Below are 17488 nucleotides of genomic sequence, written 5' to 3'. Positions count from 1 at the left end.
GGCATTGAAGTTTCATTGAAAGGTCGAAAACCTACTCATGACCGGGTCTAACAATAACGATGTCCGCTACCAATCGCTGCGTGAACTCGATCCCGACCTCGCAGAGGCAATGGCAGGGGAGCTCTCTCGTCAGCGTGACATGCTCGAAATGATTGCCAGTGAGAACTTTGTTCCACGTGCAGTGCTGCAAGCTCAGGGCTCGGTTCTGACCAACAAGTACGCCGAAGGCTACCCGGGCCGTCGTTACTACGGTGGCTGCGAATACGTCGACGTCGTCGAGGACATGGCACGCAACCGCGCCAAGGAGCTCTTCGGCGCTGAGTTCGCCAACGTTCAGCCACACGCAGGTGCGCAGGCCAACGCTGCCGTTCTGCATGCGCTAATCAACGCCGGTGACAAGATTATGGGCCTCGACCTGGCACACGGCGGTCACCTGACCCACGGCATGAAGCTGAACTTCTCCGGCAAGCTCTACCACGTCGCCGCATACGGTGTGGACAAGGACACCATGCGGATCGATATGGACAAGGTGCGTGAGCAGGCGCTCGCAGAAAAGCCGGATGTTCTCATCGCAGGTTGGTCGGCGTACCCGCGCCACCTCGACTTCGAAGCTTTCCGTTCCATCGCCGATGAGGTCGGTGCGAAGCTGTGGACGGACATGGCGCACTTCGCAGGCCTGGTTGCCGCCGGTCTGCACCCGTCGCCGGTTCCGCATTCTGACGTTGTGTCGACCACCGTTCACAAAACCCTCGGTGGTCCACGTTCGGGCATGATTTTGGCTAAGCAGGAGTACGCCAAGAAGCTGAACTCCGCTGTTTTCCCGGGGCAGCAGGGTGGTCCGCTGATGCACGCCATCGCCGGCAAGGCCGTGGCGCTGAAGATTGCTGGTACCGAGGAGTTCAAGGAGCGCCAGGAGCGCACTCTCGCTGGTGCCCGCATTCTGGCTGAGCGTCTCACCGCTTCCGACTGCGCCGAGGCTGGCGTCGATGTTCTCACTGGCGGCACCGATGTCCACCTGGTTCTGGCGGATCTGCGCAATTCTGAGATGAACGGCCAGGAGGCCGAGGATCTGCTCCACGCTGTTGGCATCACCGTTAACCGTAATGCCGTTCCGTTTGACCCGCGTCCTCCGATGGTTACATCCGGACTTCGTATCGGTACTCCGGCGCTGGCCACCCGTGGTCTCGACGAGAAGGCCTTCACCGAGGTCGCCGATGTCATCGGTACTGCTCTCGCCGCCGGCAAGAATGCGGATGTTGACTCCCTGCGTGCTCGTGTTTCGAAGATTGCTCAGGAATTCCCGCTTTACGACGGTATCGAGGACTGGAACCTCATCTGATTCTGCGTTTTTGCAGCGCAAGTACCCGTTCTAGCAGTGCGCTAGGACGGGTTTTCCCGTACATCCGGGTTTTAGTCCGGAGGTGGTGGCTCCGGCCCGAGCTGTTTCGTCGTGCCCGCCCGGTATCCGGCGTAGGACCTCCCGGACATTGATGTCACAAATGAGTTGCTAAACAGCGGCGGCCGAGTCTTGTCAGGTGGGCGCCATCGAATATGTCCGGATGTGGGGATGCGTTCGAGGTGGCCGTTGCGTCCTTCCCGGTCGTCGTCGTTAAGCCCGTTGTGTTCGCGGCAGACCATGGTGAGGTTGTCCAGCGTGGTTGTGCCGCCGTGTTTGTGGGCGACTAGGTGGTGCGCTTGGCCGCTATAGGCGGGGCGTTCACAGCCGGGCCAGGCGCAGATGGGGTTGTCGATGAGCATCGCGATGCGCTGCTCTTCAGTCGCCAGGCGGGGGTTGCCGATAGGAAATAAGTCCGTAATGGCGCTGTGTTCGTCGTAAAGCACGGCCCATCCGGTGTCGGCGAGTAGGGCGTTGAGGAAGACGTCGGGGGCGAGCGCGGAGCCGTTGGTGGTGGCGGCGAAGCGCGGGCTGTAGTCGATGAGGTCTTGTGCGGTGATGATGATGGCGGGTTGGTAGCGCATTTCATCGAGCTTATCGACGGGCATTGCGGCATCGGCATGCTCGAGGCGCTCGGCAAGCGCTTGGCCGACGCAGCGGTCGTGGGAAAACTCCGGATGGGACTTCCGGATTTCTGCGGCACGGATGGTAAGCGGCGACAGGAGATTGTCGAGCATATCCGAGGGGCCGGAGATGTGGAAGTGCTTCATTCCCCGGATGTCTACCTTCCGGGAAAATCGGGCGCGCAGATGCTGGGGTGGCTCGTCTTCGGTGTTGAGCTCGGTGAGAGTTTCCCGCATGTAGAGATCGAGTTCTTCGAAGCCGAGGCGTTCGGCGGCAGCGACGAATGTGAGCCGCAGGTTGTCGTGGAGTTCGGCGTTGTTGGCTTGGCGGCTGCGCTTGTCGATAAGCACGCAGGTGTCCAGGCTGAGGCCGAGCTGGCGCGCAAGGGCGGTGGCGTCTTCGCGGGCTTTGGTGTTTTCCTCGGTGTCAGCGGGTTGGAGGTAGTGGGCGGCGACGCGTAGCAAAAGCCGGAGGCGCGCCGGGTCAAGGCCGAGGGTTGCCGCCAGGTGGGAGGTGGCGTCGTGGCCGTCGGGACGCGCGGCGTGGAGTTCCGCCAGCGTGTCCATTCCGCGCGAGGCCAGTGCGGCGAGCGTCCCAAGAACTGTCATGCCTTTGAAGGTAAAAGTCCGGATGTAGGGGGGACAACGCCTATGGGGGCAGGCTGTGGATAAGTCAGCTGGTTTAGCAGTTATCCACATCCGGACTTTTCACCGCGCAAAACGCAGCGCAGCTGCACCGCCGTACCGCCGCACCACGCGCTGCCGTCTGTTACGCCCCGAAGTCACGCAGGGCGCTGCCGGTGAGGCGGAAGGTGTCCCATTCGTCCATGGGGAAGGCGCCGAGGGAACGGTAGAAGTCGATGGAGGGTTGATTCCACTTCAGGACGCACCACTCGATACGTGAGTAGCCTCGCTCCACGGCAATTCGCGCGAGGTTCTGCAGCAGTGCTTTGCCCTTGCCGGTGCCGCGTGCCTCGGGGCGGACGTAGAGGTCTTCGAGGTAGATGCCGTGGGTGCCTTCCCAGGTGGAGTAGTTGAGGAACCACAGTGCAATGCCGTCGAGGCGCGGGCTGCCTCCAACACCGCCAACACCGCCAACAACACCACCAACACCGCCATCACCGCCACCGGCGCCGTCGTCCAAATTTCCGGATGTGGAGTCGACGACGTGGCAGAAAATCGCAGGGTTGTCCCCGAAGAGCTGTTCGCGCAGGCGCTCGGGGGTCAGTCGGACGGCATCGGGTTCTTTTTCGTAGGCCGCCAGGTCTTTGATGAGGTCGACGATCTCGTGGACGTCGTCAGGCGTGGCGGGGCGTGGAAGTGTCATGTGTCCCTTGTTACTCGCGGCGGGTGATTTGGTGCAAAAGTGCGTCCGAGGCGGGGGAGATTGCGATAACCTGCGAAGTTATGAGCAACGTTACTCAAGACTTTTCCGACGGCATTCTAGCCATCACCATCGACCGCCCGGATGCCTATAACTCCCTGGATAAGAATCTTCGCTTGGAGCTGAAAGCCGCTTTTGAGCGTGCGCAGGAGCCGGATGTGCGCGCTGTTATCCTGCTCGGCGGGCCGAAGGCGTTTTGTACGGGCCAGGATTTGAAGGAGCACATTTCTGACCTGCAGTCCGGCGCCGGCATGGGCAAGGTTGTCGAGGAGTACAACCCGATGGTCGCGGAGCTGACCGCGATTAACGTTCCGGTTATTGCAGCTATCGAAGGTGCTGCGGCGGGTGCCGGCTGGTCGTTGGCGCTGCACTGTGATTTCCGTATCGCGGGCCCGAAGGCGTCGTTCAAGGCGGCGTTCCCGTCGATTGGCCTGGCCACGGACTGTGGCATGTCGGCGCTGCTGCCGCGTATGGTCAGCGACGCGAAGGCGCGTGAGCTGTTGTTCTTCGATAAGAAGGTGCTTGCCGACGAGGCCCTGAGCCTCGGCCTGGTCACCGAAGTGGTGGATAATCCAGCGACTCGGGCACGCGAGTTGGCTGTCCAGTTTGCGGCGGGGCCGACGGCCGCGCTGAAGGAGATTAAGGCTCTGCTGCGCCGGGATACCTTGTCTGCCGCTGCGGCGGAGGCGGACGCGCAGGCTCGTTTGGCGGTCTCGGCCGACCATAAGGAAGCGGTGGCCGCGTTCTTGGAGAAGCGACCACCGCATTTCGTAGGTGAGTAAGGCAGATACCTGGAGTGGCAGGGGAGAGATAGTAGTGAAGAACTACTGCTCTTCCTGTGCTCCTAGTACTTCACTGGTGAGTTCTGGGTGATCTCCCAGCTCACCGGAAACCTCGTCAGGGTGCTTGGATAGGCTGACCAGCGAGACCGCCAGACCGCCCCAGATGACGATGATGAACAGTGCCATCATGACAATTGCGATACCGGACATTTGGCTTAAACCTCCTCAGTTTCCGGAGTGTGCTTGCGTGGCAGGTGTGAGGACCGCTTGAAATCTGGCGTCACACCGAAGTCCGAGCCCGGAGGGCCATCGAGACGGTGTTGGCCGCGCCAAGGCAGGATGGCCATAATCAGAGCGCCGATGAGAATCACGCCGATGACACCCCAGCCAAAGATGTCGATTTGGGTGTCGGAGTAGCCTTCGTAGTTTTCCTGGAAAAGTCCAATGAGCTCCTGGAACAGGATGACGGCGAGAATGACCGGGGTGATGTTTCCGACGAAGATCTGCCACATGGTGCCGACCTTGAACGAGGAGACGGCGTTGAGGTGCATGGCGAACTCGTTGGTGCGGCGCAGGATCCAGTCGATTGCGATGATGGTCAGCAGCGCAACCAGGACGATACCGACGTTGTTGGTGAACTTATCGACGATGTCGAGGGTTACCAGACCTGAGGTGGTCGGGAAGGCCAGCAGCGAGATGACGGCCATGGCGCCACCGACGGTGAGGGTGGCCTGGACGCGGCCGAGGTTCAGCTTGTCCTTTACTGCGGAGACGACGACCTCGAGCAGCGACATCAGGGAGGTCACACCGGCGATTGCCAGGGAGAGGAAGAACAGTAGCCCGAAGACCGAACCGATGACCTTTGGCATCTCAGAGATGACCGTCGGGAATGCGATGAAGGCAAGACCAATACCGGAGGTTGCGACCTCGTCAACGGCCTGACCCGACTGCGCTGCCATGAAGCCCAGGGTGGCGAAGACGCCGATACCGGCGAGAACCTCGAAGGAGGAGTTTGCGAACGCGGTGACCAGGCCGGAGCCGGTGAGGTTCGTGCGTGGCTTCAGGTAGGAGGCGTAGGTCAGCATAATGCCGAAGGCCACGGACAGGGAGAAGAAGATTTGGCCGTAGGCGGCAATCCATACGCTGGAGTCAGTGAGTGCGGACCAGTCTGGGGTGAAGAATGCGTCCAGGCCCTTTGCGGCGCCGTCGAGCGTCAGGGAGTAGATGACCACTGCGACGAAGAGGATGGTCAACAGTGGGATGAAGATAATCGAGACCTTGCCGATGCCCTTGTCCACACCAGCGGCCAGAATGCCGATGACGAGTACCCAGACAATGAGCAGGACGATGGAAATCGAGGGGACGAAGTCCAGAGAGAAGACGCTCTCGGTGTCTACTTGGAGGAAGTCCTTCATGAAGTGGGTCTCGGCATCTGGGCCCCAGCTCTTGCGGATGGACTTCCAGGCGTAGATGAAGGACCACGCGATAATAACGGCGTAGTAGACGGTAATGAAGAAGGCGATACCGACCTGGATCCAGCCGATTGGCTCAGCCCAGGGCTTGATGCGACGCATCGACTTCGGTGCGGACCCGCGGAAGCGGTGGCCGATGGCGAAGTCGAGGAAGAGCAGTGGGATACCTGCGGTCAGAAGTGCGACCAGGTAGGGGATAAGGAAAGCGCCACCGCCGGAGTCATACGCGACATAGGGGAAACGCCAGATGTTTCCAAGCCCGACTGCCGAGCCGATGGCGGCGAAAATGAAGGCTGCTCGGGTGGAAAACACCTCCCTTCGCTGAGGGGTAGCGGTCGAGTTGGTTGTGCTCATGCCTCTGGAACTCCAATCCTTCATCTCCGGTCACGCGCTCGCGCGGCCTAGGAGGGAATTTGGTGAAGTGCATCACCATTACCTAACAGAATCTTAGTATATGAGATGGGTATCTCATTGTATAGTTTCGGTTTTGTAGGGGGTAATGTTTTTAGTGGGGGTGTGGCACGGGGGAAGGGAGCTCTAATCAAGCCTCGTAAATAATCGCCAGCCACCTACTTTGAGGTATGCAAAAACCCCGCCAGGAAGACCTGACGGGGTTTGGGGGGGGCGAATCGGCTAGGCCGACGTGCGCTGTTTACTCTGCGCCGCCCTTGGCGATACGACGGAAGATGATCTCCTTCATGATCTCGTTGGTGCCACCGTAAATGGTCTGGACCTTGGAGTCGAGGTAGTGAGTGGAGATTGGGTACTCGAGCATGAAGCCGTAGCCACCGAACATCTGCAGGCAGCGGGTAACGATGTCCTGCTGCTCCTCGGTGGTCCAGTACTTGGCCATGGAAGCACCGGTCTCGTCCAGCTGACCAGCGTTGTGGGCCATAACAGCCTGGTCAACGAAAGCCTGCAGGGCGGTGACGCGGGTAGCGATATCAGCCAGGTAGTGGCCGTGAACCTGGTGCTGGATGATCGGACGACCGAATGCCTCGCGCTCCTGAGCGTACTTGTAAGCCAGGGTCCAGGCGCGGCGGGAAGTTGCGACAGAGCCGCAAGCCAGGGTCAGGCGCTCGTGAGCGAGGTTGGTGCGGAGGTAGCCGAAGGCAGCGCCCTCTTCGCCGAGCAGGTTCTCAGCCGGAACGCGGACGTTGTCGAAGTTGAGCTCAGCGGTGTCCTGAGCCTTCAGGCCGACCTTCTGTAGCGGGCCAGCCTTGGTGAAGCCCTCGAGGTCGGCGTCGACGATGAACATGGAGACACCAGCGCGGCCCTTGGATGGGTCGGTGATAGCTGCGACGAGAGCGAAGTCGGCCATCATGCCGTTGGAGATGAAGATCTTGGTGCCGTTGAGGACGTAGTGGTCGCCGTCCTTCTTGGCGAAGGTGCGCATACCTGCCAGGTCGGAACCTGCGCCCGGTTCGGTCATGGCGAGGCAGCCGATGGTGTCGCCGGCGTTCATGGAAGCCAGGTACTTCTGCTTCTGCTCTTCGTTGCCGAACTTAGCCAGGTACGGAGCGACCAGGTCGTTGAGAACGCCGAAGGAAACGACGATGGAGCCACAGTCAGCGTTGGAGAGCTCCTCGTTCAGGACCTGGTTGTAGCGGAAGTCCATCTCTCCGCCACCGCCGTATGCCTCCGGAGTGGACATACCAATCAGACCGAGCTCGCCGGCCTTCTTGAAGACCTCGCGATCCGGCTGGCCTTCCTTGTGCCAGCGCTCTACGTTCGGGGTGATTTCCTTCTCGACGAAGCCGCGAACCATGTCGCGGAACATGTTGTGCTCTTCTTCGAAGTGAGTACGGGGCAGAAAGTCCTTCATGACATGCTCCTAGAAATATTGTCGTGGAATTTTTGTCTTAAGGCCTTTTCGTACGTCGCAGATAAACGCTGCAGATAAACGCGATGGCCTCGGTTCATCGTCATAGTGACTATGACTGTTGTACCCCATTATGCATGAGTGTGATGAGAGACACTTGTTTTTTTAAAAGTTTTTTCCCGATTGGTGATGTGGAATCGCTTGACGACGGATATTGCGCCCAGCCTTCCCGGAAAACTACCCCCGTTGCGGTTGGGGGTTGCTATTGAATTCGGACTATCGCCGACGGTCGGCAATATTAGGTAATGCTAACCTACAAAGCCAGGTGGATGGCTATTTTTGTCATGTCTGCCAGTCGGGCCGCTGGGGCTTTGGGGTCGATAGGGTAGGCGTTTTGGATGGTCATCATGGGGGTGATTAACGAAACATTCTCGTTTTCTTATTCCCATTAGTGCTGGTGGTAGTTAGTATGAGCATCAGGTGGAGACCGGTTCCCTTGATTATCCGAGCTTCTTCCACTGCAGTCATAGCAACCTCCAATTGCACTCGAAAAAATGACGCGACCTGTGCGCCGTCCCCGTGGAATGGACAGCGAGCAGGTCGCGTTATTTTTATTGCTGCGATTAGGCGCTAGCCGGCAATCCCATCAATGTGCGCCAGCAGGGCCGAGTTGTAGTACTCCGGGGTTTCCTGGTTGAGCAGGTGCTTGGCCGGCGAAATGACGACCATGGTCGAGCCCGCGATGCCGTCGTGAAGCGAAGTGACGACGTCGAGAGACGTAGAGGTGTCCTGCTTGCCGGCGATGACCAGCGTCGGAGCGGTGATCTCGGCGAGGCGCTCGCGGGTGTCGAAGCGAGAGAGTGCTCCGCAGGCGCCGATGTAGCCGTCATCGGGGCAATCTGCGATCATGTCGCGGAAGCGGGCGGGGAGCTCAGGGGTGGTGTCGAAGCACTCGTCGGTAAACCAGTTGCGGACGACAGTGTCGGCGAGTGCGACTGTGCCCTTGTCGCGCACGAGCTCGGCCTTTTCCTGCCAGGCCTCGGGTGTGCCGAATTTCGGCGCCGTCGACGACAGTGTCAGACTGACCACGCGATCGGCGTGTTCTAGTGCGATGGTCTGGGCGATAGCGCCGCCGAGAGATAGTCCCACAAAATGTGCACGGTCAACATCCTCCTCATCGAGGACCTCGATGATGTCGGCGGCCAAGTGGCTCATGTCCCACTCACCCTCGGGGATAGGGGAATCGCCATGGCCGCGGACATCTGGCGTGATGACCTGGTACTTTTCGCTCAAAGCGGCTACCTGTGGCTCCCACATCTCCTGTGTGGTGCCCAGCGAGCCAATCAGGACAACCGTACCGTTGTCCTTGTGGTTGATTGCATGTGCGGTGTAGTCGATGGCCACGGGAGAATCCTCCTTGAAGGTGTCAGCTGTGTCGGCGTGTCAGCTGTGTCGGCTATTTCTCGGCGTTACGAGCAGCTTCAGCGGCAGCCCGACCAGGGCCGTCGTCCTTCTTGGCCTCTGCCTCAGCGGCTTCCACGCGCTGCTTCGCCATGGACTCACGAGCAGCCTCCAGCCACTCCGGCATCTGCTCAAGCAAATCCTTAATCTCCGCCGTTGTCAGCGGCTTGTCCATGTCGTTCTTCTTCAACGCCGTGATAGTGATGCCCAGCTTGCGGGCAACTTCCGGGCGCGGGTGCGGTCCGTTGCGGCGTAGCTCAGCGAGCCACTCCGGCGGATTGGACTGCAGCTCGGCAAACTGCGCGTGCGAAATCTCACCAGTGCGAAATTCCTCGGGTGTGGCCGGGAGGAAAATGCCAAGTTTCTTGGCTGCGGTTAGGGGTTTCATGGGTTCAACGCTAGCACCCATTCGAGTAACCTTGCGGAGTATGTCGACTCCTGAACCAGCCGTCCTGCGCATCGTGTTCGCCACCGGCACCAGTCCCGAGAAGTGGTTTCGCCGCTTTAGGGATCGAATTCCGGCAACACTGCACACCCACGCCGCCGACGATCCGATGTCCGACCTGGTCGGCGGCGCCGCTGACATGGCGCTGGTTCGGTTAGAGTCCGAAAGCTCGCTGCCCGAGTCGCTCCATCGCATCCGGCTTTACGACGAAGCCTGGGGCGTGGCCTTCGAGAAAGAGCACGTGTTCTCCCTCACAGAGTCCGTGCCGGAGGAGCTGTTGGCGGACGAAACTGTGCTGTTGACCTCCGTGGATCCGGATGAGCTGCGACAGATGCTGCCCGTTGCGGCCACTGGTGCAGGTGTCGTGGTGGGACCTCGCACGATTTTGAAGGCGCTGTCGAAGAAGGCGGTGGCCTCATCGAACTTGGTGGCCGAGGAAGGCGCCACGGAACCGCTGTCTCGGACAGCTATTTGGTTGGTGTGGCCGAAAGTAGAGGACGACGAGCTCCGGCAGGAGTTCGTCGGCATTGTCCAGGGGCGCAGGGAGGGCTCGACACGCACGCAGTTGGGGCGCAAGAAGGCTGACGAGCAGCCGAAGAAGTTGTCGGCCCGAGAAAAGACGCTTGCTAAGCAAGCCCGCCGGCAGCGCGCTGGGGCCGTCGTAAAGCATGCGCGTAGTAGCCGTAGCGGGCGTCGAAGCAGCGGCGGAAGCGGGCGACCGCGCAGGCGAAAGTAATCTTTTTACAATATTTTTGCCGTTTCGTTCGACGTGCGCGGAAAAATTAGCCACACTTGTAGTTATGGCTGAAAAGAAGCGCGATTTCACGATTCGAATGATGCGTGAAGAGGACTATCCACAGATCCAAGAGATCTACGAGATTGGCCTGGATACGGGGCACGCGTCCTGGGAGCACTCCGCTCCCGAGTGGGACGAATTCATCGCACTCAAACGAGTGGATTTGTGTTACGTCGCCGTCGACGCAGAAAACCCGGACAAGATTCTGGCTTGGGCATCGGCAGCGCCGGTATCCAAGCGCCCGATTTTCAATGGCGTCATCGAAGACTCCATCTACGTCCATCCTGACGGGCAGGGCATGGGGCTGGCGGCGACGCTGCTGCAGAAGCTTATCGACGATGCCACGGAGCTCGACTGCTGGTCGATTCACTCGTGGGTCTTCCCGGAGAATGTGGGATCGTTAAAGCTGCATCGAAAGCTCGGCTTCCGTGAAGTGGGGATTTACCACCACATGGCAAAGATGACCTACGGTCCAATGGCGGGGCAGTGGCGCGATGTCATTATTTTGGAAAAGCTCCTGGAAAAGCCAGAGGAGCGCGCACTGAAGCGCGTCCAGGAAGAAGCAGAAGCCGCCGGTGAGCCGAACCGTCCGATTCTGGACAAGCTCGACCGCGCCGACGGCCAGGTGGGGGCATAGCTGCGGGGAGCCGCGGCTCCCGCGAATTAATTATTCGACGGTTTCCTTCAACGGATCCTCGCGAACAAAGAACACAATGATTGCTGCCAGAATAATCACTGGCATTAGTACCAAGAAGATCGGCGTCAAACCATCGTTGTAGCTGGAGATCAGCGCTTCGTGGATTGGCGCCGGCATGCTATCCAGCACATGAGGCGTCAGTGAACCGATCGACTTAGAGGAAAAGCCCTCCGGGCCCATCTGCTTTGCGAACTCTGCTGCAGCCTCCGGTGATGCGGCCTTGATCTGTTCGACAGCCGCCGGAACGCGTTCGCCTGCCAGGTCCTTCATGCGGTGGATGAAAATCGAACCCACAATGGAGGAACCGACCGCACCACCAATCTGGCGGAAGAAGTTATTCGCAGCGGTAGCGGTACCGACCATGGCGACCGGGAAGGAGTTCTGCACGATGAGGACCAGGACCTGCATGCCGGTGCCCAGGCCGAAGCCCATGATGAACAGGTAAACACCAACCTGCCACAGCGGGGTGGTGGTCTCCAGCGTGGACAGCAAGTAGAGGGAGACAGCCATAATCATCAGGCCGACGAAGGGGTAGAAGCGATACTTACCAGTCCGCGAAATAATCTGGCCAACGCCAATTGAGGTGAGCAGCATGCCGACCATCATCGGCGTCATCATCAAACCTGCAGCGGTCGGTGACATTGAGTGCACCATCTGCAGGTAGGTCGGAATATAGGCCATAGTACCGAACATCGCGATCCCCAGAATGAGACCCGACACAGTCGTGAGCACGAAGTTCCGGTTATTAAACAAGTGCGTCGGAATCAGTGGGTTGGAAACACGAGTCTCGGTGAGGAAGAACAGCACCCAGGAAACCACGGAGGCAACGATAAGCGAGATGATGACCCCGGAGTTCCAGTCGTACTGTGTACCGCCCCACGTGGTGGTGAGAATTAGCGTCGAGGCAGCGGCAGTCAAGAACATCGTGCCGATGTAGTCGAAGTTTCCTTCACTCTGGCGTCGGGGCAGCTTCAGGAAGGCTGCAGCTGCCGATAGTGCAACCACGCCCATCGGGACGTTGATCCACAGGCCCCAGCGCCAGCCCGGGCCGTCGGTGAACCAGCCTCCCAGCACTGGTCCCAGCACGGAACTCAGGCCGAACACAGCACCCATGATGCCCATGTACTTACCGCGCTGGCGTGCGGGAATAACCTCGGCCAGGATGGCCTGCGAGGAAACCATCAATGTACCGCCAGCAAATCCCTGAAAAGCGCGGGCGGCGATGAGCAGGCTCATGGAGTTGGTGATTGCACCCATGACGGAACCGACCATGAACAGCGCGATGCCCATCATGAACAGGCCCTTGCGCCCAATCATGTCACCGAGCTTGCCGACAATCGGCATTGCCACAGTCTGTGCCAACAGGAATGCAGAAATAACCCACGACATGTGGTCAACTCCGCCGAGCTCGCCGACGATGGTCGGCAGGGCGGTGGCGAAAATCATCTGCCCCAGCGAGCTCATCAGCATAGTGAGAATGAGCGCGAAGAAAATGATTCCCAAGTGGGACTTGTTGTCAGAAACCGTGGTGTCGGTTTGATCTTGAGCAGTGGTGTTGCTAGCTGTCACTATTCCTCCTCCAGAAATTTTTAACGACGTCGGCGGCGTCGTGAAGCGGTGTATCTGTTGTGAATTCGTCCCGATGAGCCGATGAGTACAGCACGCATTCGCGGACGAAACCGACCGACAGTGCTACCTCGTGCCCGACGGGCAGCTCGGGGTGCGTGCGCGCCTGTGGATTCATCTCGAAATAGCGCTCAAAGGCAGAACGGACGCGGCGCATTGAGTTGCCAAAATTCGAAATGACAACCGTCGATAGCTTTGGCTCATTGCGCAAAATCTCGCGGATACGCTCCTTGAGCAGACGGTGAAACTCTTCGGTTGCCCCCAGCTCTTTATATCGGAGTAGCTGGGATTGCTGCTTTTTCTCGATGAAATCGAGCATGTCCGCGATGGGGTCTTGGTGAATTTGGGCGAGGAATACCTCTTCATCGTCAGCATCGAATGACATGATGCCGTTGCCGAAGATGGCTTGATCCTTGGAGTCGAAGTAATTGAAGAATGTGCGTCGACTGATATTGACCCGCTGACAGATGTCTTCGATGTTGACTTGGTCGTATCCGCGATCCAACACAAGGGCGGTCGCGGCATCGGCCAAAGCGCAGTGTGTTTGAAACCTTTTGAGCTCCCGGAGACCGCACTCGGGGTGTTGGCCCGGATCCAATCTGTGATAGGTATTCTCATCAATTTGCACGAGGTGCAAAGTTACACCGAGTGCAATGTGATGGCAAGTTGATGAGTCAACAGGTGTTTAAGTACCTATGCAGAGAGCATCTTTGGGTTGTTCAGGATGCCGTGGACTCAGGCGCAGGGGTCGGGTTGTTGATAGTCGCAACGCGCCATTCAATTACACAACCTTCGTGTTTTGTGTAGGCACGGTGGAAGGCTACCTCTCCTTCAATAGCTCGTGGCGCAGGGCGTCGTTAAGCGAAGTGAAGCGGAACCTGTGCCCCGCCTTTTGCAGCGCTGCTGCCTCTACTCTCTGATTCGCGAGAGCCAACTCCGCAGCACCGCGTTTGCCCAGCAGTACTGCAGGCCCCAGTGAAGGAATCGGAACCGCCGTCGGGCGGTGCAAGACCTCTCCCAATACCCTCGTGAACTCCGCATTATTCACTCCGGAAGCCAGTGGCACCACCGCATTGACAGGTCCGGCAAGGCCGGAATCTGCCAACGACCGGTGATAGATGTCCAACAGGTCGTCCAAAGCAATCCACGGGAACCACTGCTCGCCCGACCCCAATCTGCCTCCAAGCCCGGTGAACACCACGCCCGCTAGTAGCGGCAAGAGACCGCCGCCACCAGCAAGCACGAGACCAGTGCGGACGTTTACGACCCGCTTGCCTGCATCGCGAGCGGGATCCCATGCATTTTCCCAATCGCGCACAATAGCCGAGAGACTGTCCGCGGCGGCGCTGCCGTCGTAACGCTGCGCTTCCGCGCCAGGGCCAGCGTCCTCGGTGAGCACCTCTGGGCCACGATCCGCACCGTAGAACCCCACCGCCGACGCTCCAACCGCGACCTTCACGCTGTCAGTAGATGCAACGAGCTTTGCCAGAGCTCGCGTTGGTTCGACACGGGAATGGCGAACCTTTCGAAGATGCGCCTCCGTGAAGCGCCCCGCAATCGGTGCGCCGGCCAGATGGATGACCGCGTCGACTCCCTCCAGCAAGTCAGCTGCGGGTGCCGCGGTATCCCAATATCGCTTGTCCACACCCGTCTGTTCACGTGAGCGCACCAGCGAAATCACCTCATGTCCGGCCGTGGTCAGTAGCGCGCGCAGCTGCGTTCCGATGGTCCCCGTAGCTCCACTGATCGCCACTGTCAGCGGCTCCGGCATATGCCCCAAATACTCCGAAAGCCTATCGACGGCCGCAAGGTCGCCAGCAACCTTCGTAGCACGGTAGGCGAACATCGAATCTAACCCGGGTACCGGAACCTTGGTGTCAACGGTGTCCTCTAAAACCGTGCCAGCGCTGCCGTCGTCAAGCGGAGTATCGGAGAGAACGTGGGTGTGCTTCCACCCCGTGATGCGGCGAAAGGGTTCGCTGGTGACTTCGTCAATGAATCTCTGGCCGGGGAGGAAACCGGCCGGGTCGTGACGTGCAATCCATTTGAGGCCAGCCGGCACGGAGAATACGGTCGTGCCGTCGGCGAGGTTGGCGGCTTCGGATTTCGGTGAAATCGGGAGAAGCCCCGGTGTTAGGCGGGTGACAGCGCCGGGGCGGGAGAACCACTCGGCGACGCAACGGCGAGGAAATGCGATGGTGTGGCGATAGGTGGGAATAGTTAGTCACTCTCTGAAACTTGTCCGACGTTTAGGAAAAAAATAGTAGACCCCGAAGTCTTTCAGCGAAGTGAGACTACGGGGTCTTATGCGTAAGGTGCTCTCACACCTTCGAGTTCAGAAAGAACTAGTCACGATCAGTGTTGGCCATTGCCAGCACGTCGAGGCGCTTGTCCAGCTCTTCCTCGGTCAGCTTCTCGCCGTCGACGAAGCCCATGTCGATAACAGTCTGACGGATGGTCTTACCTTCCTTCAGAGCAGTCTTAGCGACCTTAGCTGCGTTCTCGTAGCCGATGGCGGAGTTCAGCGGGGTCACAATCGACGGGGAGGACTCAGCCAGAGTCTTCATACGCTCAACGTTCGGCTCGATGCCGTCCACCAGCTTCTCGGCGAAGACGCGTGCGGTGTTCGCCAGCAGCTTAGCGGACTCCAGCACGTTACGTGCCATGACCGGGATGAAGACGTTCAGCTCGAATGCGCCGTTAGCGCCAGCAAACTCAACAGCGGTGTCGTTGCCCAGAACCTGCGCTGCGACCTGGGTGGCAGTCTCGCACAGAACCGGGTTGACCTTACCCGGCATGATGGAGGAACCCGGCTGCAGATCCGGCAGGTGAATCTCAGCAAGGCCGGTCAGCGGGCCGGAGCCCATCCAGCGAATGTCGTTAGCGATCTTGTTCAGGGAGACTGCGACGGTGCGCATAGCGCCGGAGAATTCGACCAGGGCATCGCGGTTAGCCTGAGCCTCGAAGTGGTTCTGAGCCTCGCGCAGCTCCTTGATGCCGGTCAGTTCGACGAGCTCAGCGGTGACCTTGGCACCGAAGTCCGCCGGGGTGTTCAGGCCGGTGCCAACAGCGGTACCACCGATTGGCAGCTCGCCCAGACGCGGCAGGGTGGCCTCGATGCGCTCAATGCCAGCCTCAATCTGGCGAGCGTAACCCGAGAACTCCTGACCCAGGGTCACCGGGACAGCGTCCATCAGGTGAGTGCGGCCGGACTTAACAACGGTCTCCCATTCCTTGGCCTTCTTAGCCAGGGACTCCTGCAGAACCTTCAGTCCCGGGACGAGGTCCTTGACAGCTGCCTCGGTTGCTGCGACGTGAGTGGCAGTCGGGAAGGTGTCGTTGGAAGACTGACCCATGTTGACGTGGTCATTCGGGTGAACCTCAACGCCGTTGGCCTTTGCGATGGACGCAATGACTTCGTTGGTGTTCATGTTGGAAGAAGTGCCCGAACCGGTCTGGAAGACGTCAATCGGGAACTCAGCATCGTGCTTGCCTTCGGCAATTTCCTTGGCAGCGGCGACGATGGCATCTGCCTGCTCAGCAGACAGCAGGCCGCGCTCCTTGTTGACGATGGCGCAAGCTGCCTTCAGCAGACCCATAGCGCGAATCTGTGCAGACTCCAGCGGACGGCCGGAAATCGGGAAGTTCTCAACTGCACGCTGAGTCTGTGCGCGCCACAGGGCGTTAACCGGAACCTTAACCTCGCCCATGGTGTCGTGCTCGATGCGGAACTGCTGCTCTGTCATTCGTTGCCTCTTTCAGTTAGGGGAACTTGAGTGCGCGCAGAACGGCCCCTCATTGCGCATGCAATTTTCATGCGATGCAGAACCGTTAGCGCATTCGTCTTCAAGTATGAATCAGTTTGTTAAAAAAGTGGTGCCCTGAGGGCACCACTAAAGGGGTAGTTACTTACAGATCGATGTCAGGCATCTCGCCCTTGCCGTAGTCGATGCTGGCGTACTTGCGCAGCTTCTCCAGGGAGTGGAAAGCCTCGATGCGGCGGATGGTGCCGGACTTGGAGCGCATAACCAGCGAGCGGGTCCACGCGCCGTTACCGCGGTAAGCGACACCGCGCAGCATGTCACCGTTGGTGACACCAGTGGCAACGAAGTAGCAGTTGTCGGATGCGACCAGGTCATCGGTGGTCAGAACACGAGAAAGATCGTGTCCAGCGTCGAGAGCCTTCTTAATTTCAGCCTCATCGCGCGGGTGCAGTTTGCCCTGGATCTCGCCGCCCATACACTTCATGGCGCATGCGGTGATGACACCTTCTGGGGTGCCGCCGACGCCCATCATGATATCGACCGAGTTCGTGTTCTGAGCTGCGGCAACAGCGCCAGCAACGTCACCATCGCCAATCAGTCGAACCTTGGCGCCAGCTTCGCGGATGTCACGAATCATGTCAGCGTGGCGCGGGCGATCCAGCACGACAACAGTGACATCTTCCGGACGCAGCCCCTTGGCCTTAGCAACGACCTTGATGTTGTGCTCAACTGGAGCCTCGATGTCAATCTTGCCGGCAGCCTCCGGGCCAACAGCAATCTTATCCATGTAGAACACAGCCGACGGGTCGTACATGGAGCCGCGGTCTGCAGCAGCAAGAACAGCGATAGAGTTCGGGCGGCCCTCTGCCATCAGAGTCGTGCCGTCAATCGGGTCAACCGCGATGTCAACGGCCGGGCCTTGGCCGTTGCCGACCTTTTCGCCGTTGAACAGCATCGGGGCTTCGTCCTTTTCGCCCTCGCCAATAACAACGACACCGTTCATAGCCACGGTGTTGATGAGCTGACGCATGGCATCGACGGCAGCGCCGTCGCCCTTTTCCTTCTGACCACGACCGACCCACTGACCAGCTGCCAGTGCAGCGGACTCAGTAACTCGGACGAGCTCCATCGCAAGGTTGCGATCTGGTGCTTCAGGATTCGAGGCGTTCATTGACTTCTGGCCCTTCCGTCGTTTTTTAGAACTCTTTTGAGGTTTGAGA

16 protein-coding genes are annotated in these 17488 nt (G+C 59.3%); 4 read left to right on the top strand and 12 right to left on the bottom strand.

Features of this window, described 5'->3' with window-relative positions:
- The first annotated feature begins 37 nt into the window (after positions 1–37).
- Entirely contained in the window at positions 38–1339 is a 1302-nt protein-coding gene (glyA, locus tag HMPREF2857_RS00450; RefSeq protein WP_005510713.1) for a serine hydroxymethyltransferase, read from the top strand.
- Between the two features lie 71 nt (positions 1340–1410).
- On the opposite strand, the gene HMPREF2857_RS00445 is transcribed toward glyA, so the two are convergent.
- Positions 1411–2628 (bottom strand): HNH endonuclease signature motif containing protein, encoded by a 1218-nt coding sequence (locus HMPREF2857_RS00445; RefSeq protein WP_241482098.1) that lies wholly within the window; start codon positions 2626–2628, stop codon positions 1411–1413.
- Positions 2629–2788: 160 nt separating this feature from the next.
- The gene (locus tag HMPREF2857_RS00440) at positions 2789–3346 is read right to left on the bottom strand and encodes a GNAT family N-acetyltransferase (protein WP_070642108.1); all 558 of its coding nucleotides are present in this window, start codon (positions 3344–3346) and stop codon (positions 2789–2791) included.
- Between the two features lie 80 nt (positions 3347–3426).
- On the opposite strand from HMPREF2857_RS00440, the gene HMPREF2857_RS00435 reads away from it, so the two are divergent.
- Positions 3427–4185: an enoyl-CoA hydratase-related protein gene (locus HMPREF2857_RS00435; protein ID WP_070642105.1), complete on the top strand. Its 759-nt coding sequence runs from the start codon at positions 3427–3429 to the stop codon at positions 4183–4185.
- A gap of 42 nt (positions 4186–4227) precedes the next feature.
- Here HMPREF2857_RS00435 and metS read toward each other — a convergent pair whose 3' ends face one another.
- From metS to HMPREF2857_RS00410, 5 genes are all read right to left on the bottom strand, one after another.
- Positions 4228–4395, bottom strand: coding sequence for a methionine/alanine import NSS transporter subunit MetS (gene metS / locus HMPREF2857_RS00430; RefSeq protein ID WP_048733989.1), 168 nt, complete (start codon positions 4393–4395; stop codon positions 4228–4230).
- A 5-nt stretch (positions 4396–4400) separates the two neighbouring features.
- Complete coding sequence (locus tag HMPREF2857_RS00425; protein ID WP_049190690.1) at positions 4401–6011, bottom strand: sodium-dependent transporter; 1611 nt, start codon at positions 6009–6011, stop codon at positions 4401–4403.
- 298 nt (positions 6012–6309) lie between these two features.
- Complete coding sequence (locus tag HMPREF2857_RS00420) at positions 6310–7482, bottom strand: acyl-CoA dehydrogenase family protein (RefSeq protein ID WP_048759734.1); 1173 nt, start codon at positions 7480–7482, stop codon at positions 6310–6312.
- A gap of 627 nt (positions 7483–8109) precedes the next feature.
- Positions 8110–8883, bottom strand: a complete 774-nt coding sequence (locus tag HMPREF2857_RS00415; protein WP_070642103.1) for an alpha/beta fold hydrolase — start codon at positions 8881–8883, stop codon at positions 8110–8112.
- A gap of 52 nt (positions 8884–8935) precedes the next feature.
- On the bottom strand, positions 8936–9328 hold the full coding sequence (locus tag HMPREF2857_RS00410) for a DUF5997 family protein (RefSeq protein ID WP_050773608.1): 393 nt from the start codon (positions 9326–9328) through the stop codon (positions 8936–8938).
- Between the two features lie 40 nt (positions 9329–9368).
- On the opposite strand from HMPREF2857_RS00410, the gene HMPREF2857_RS00405 reads away from it, so the two are divergent.
- Together HMPREF2857_RS00405 and HMPREF2857_RS00400 are read left to right on the top strand one after the other, a co-directional pair.
- Positions 9369–10121, top strand: a complete 753-nt coding sequence (locus tag HMPREF2857_RS00405) for a type 2 periplasmic-binding domain-containing protein (protein WP_070642098.1) — start codon at positions 9369–9371, stop codon at positions 10119–10121.
- Between the two features lie 64 nt (positions 10122–10185).
- Positions 10186–10818, top strand: a complete 633-nt coding sequence (locus HMPREF2857_RS00400) for a GNAT family N-acetyltransferase (protein WP_016423177.1) — start codon at positions 10186–10188, stop codon at positions 10816–10818.
- Between the two features lie 30 nt (positions 10819–10848).
- Here the strand turns inward: HMPREF2857_RS00400 and HMPREF2857_RS00395 are convergent, their stop codons facing one another.
- From HMPREF2857_RS00395 to glpX, 5 genes are all read right to left on the bottom strand, one after another.
- Positions 10849–12447 (bottom strand): MDR family MFS transporter, encoded by a 1599-nt coding sequence (locus tag HMPREF2857_RS00395; protein ID WP_049172271.1) that lies wholly within the window; start codon positions 12445–12447, stop codon positions 10849–10851.
- A complete protein-coding gene (locus HMPREF2857_RS00390) occupies positions 12437–13132 on the bottom strand; it encodes a TetR/AcrR family transcriptional regulator (protein ID WP_246819561.1) in 696 nt (231 codons plus the stop codon). Before HMPREF2857_RS00390 ends, HMPREF2857_RS00395 begins: the two co-directional genes overlap by 11 nt.
- 192 nt (positions 13133–13324) lie before the next feature.
- Positions 13325–14566: a TIGR01777 family oxidoreductase gene (locus tag HMPREF2857_RS00385; RefSeq protein ID WP_246819560.1), complete on the bottom strand. Its 1242-nt coding sequence runs from the start codon at positions 14564–14566 to the stop codon at positions 13325–13327.
- 283 nt (positions 14567–14849) lie between these two features.
- On the bottom strand, positions 14850–16250 hold the full coding sequence (locus tag HMPREF2857_RS00380; protein WP_016423173.1) for a class II fumarate hydratase: 1401 nt from the start codon (positions 16248–16250) through the stop codon (positions 14850–14852).
- A 163-nt stretch (positions 16251–16413) separates the two neighbouring features.
- Positions 16414–17439: a class II fructose-bisphosphatase gene (glpX, locus tag HMPREF2857_RS00375; protein ID WP_005510610.1), complete on the bottom strand. Its 1026-nt coding sequence runs from the start codon at positions 17437–17439 to the stop codon at positions 16414–16416.
- Positions 17440–17488 lie beyond the last annotated feature (49 nt).

This window comes from Corynebacterium sp. HMSC076C10 (assembly GCF_001812455.1).
Classification (GTDB): domain Bacteria; phylum Actinomycetota; class Actinomycetes; order Mycobacteriales; family Mycobacteriaceae; genus Corynebacterium; species Corynebacterium jeikeium_D.
Note: the sequence above shows the minus strand (reverse complement) of the source record. Positions and strands in the feature narration are given on the sequence as shown.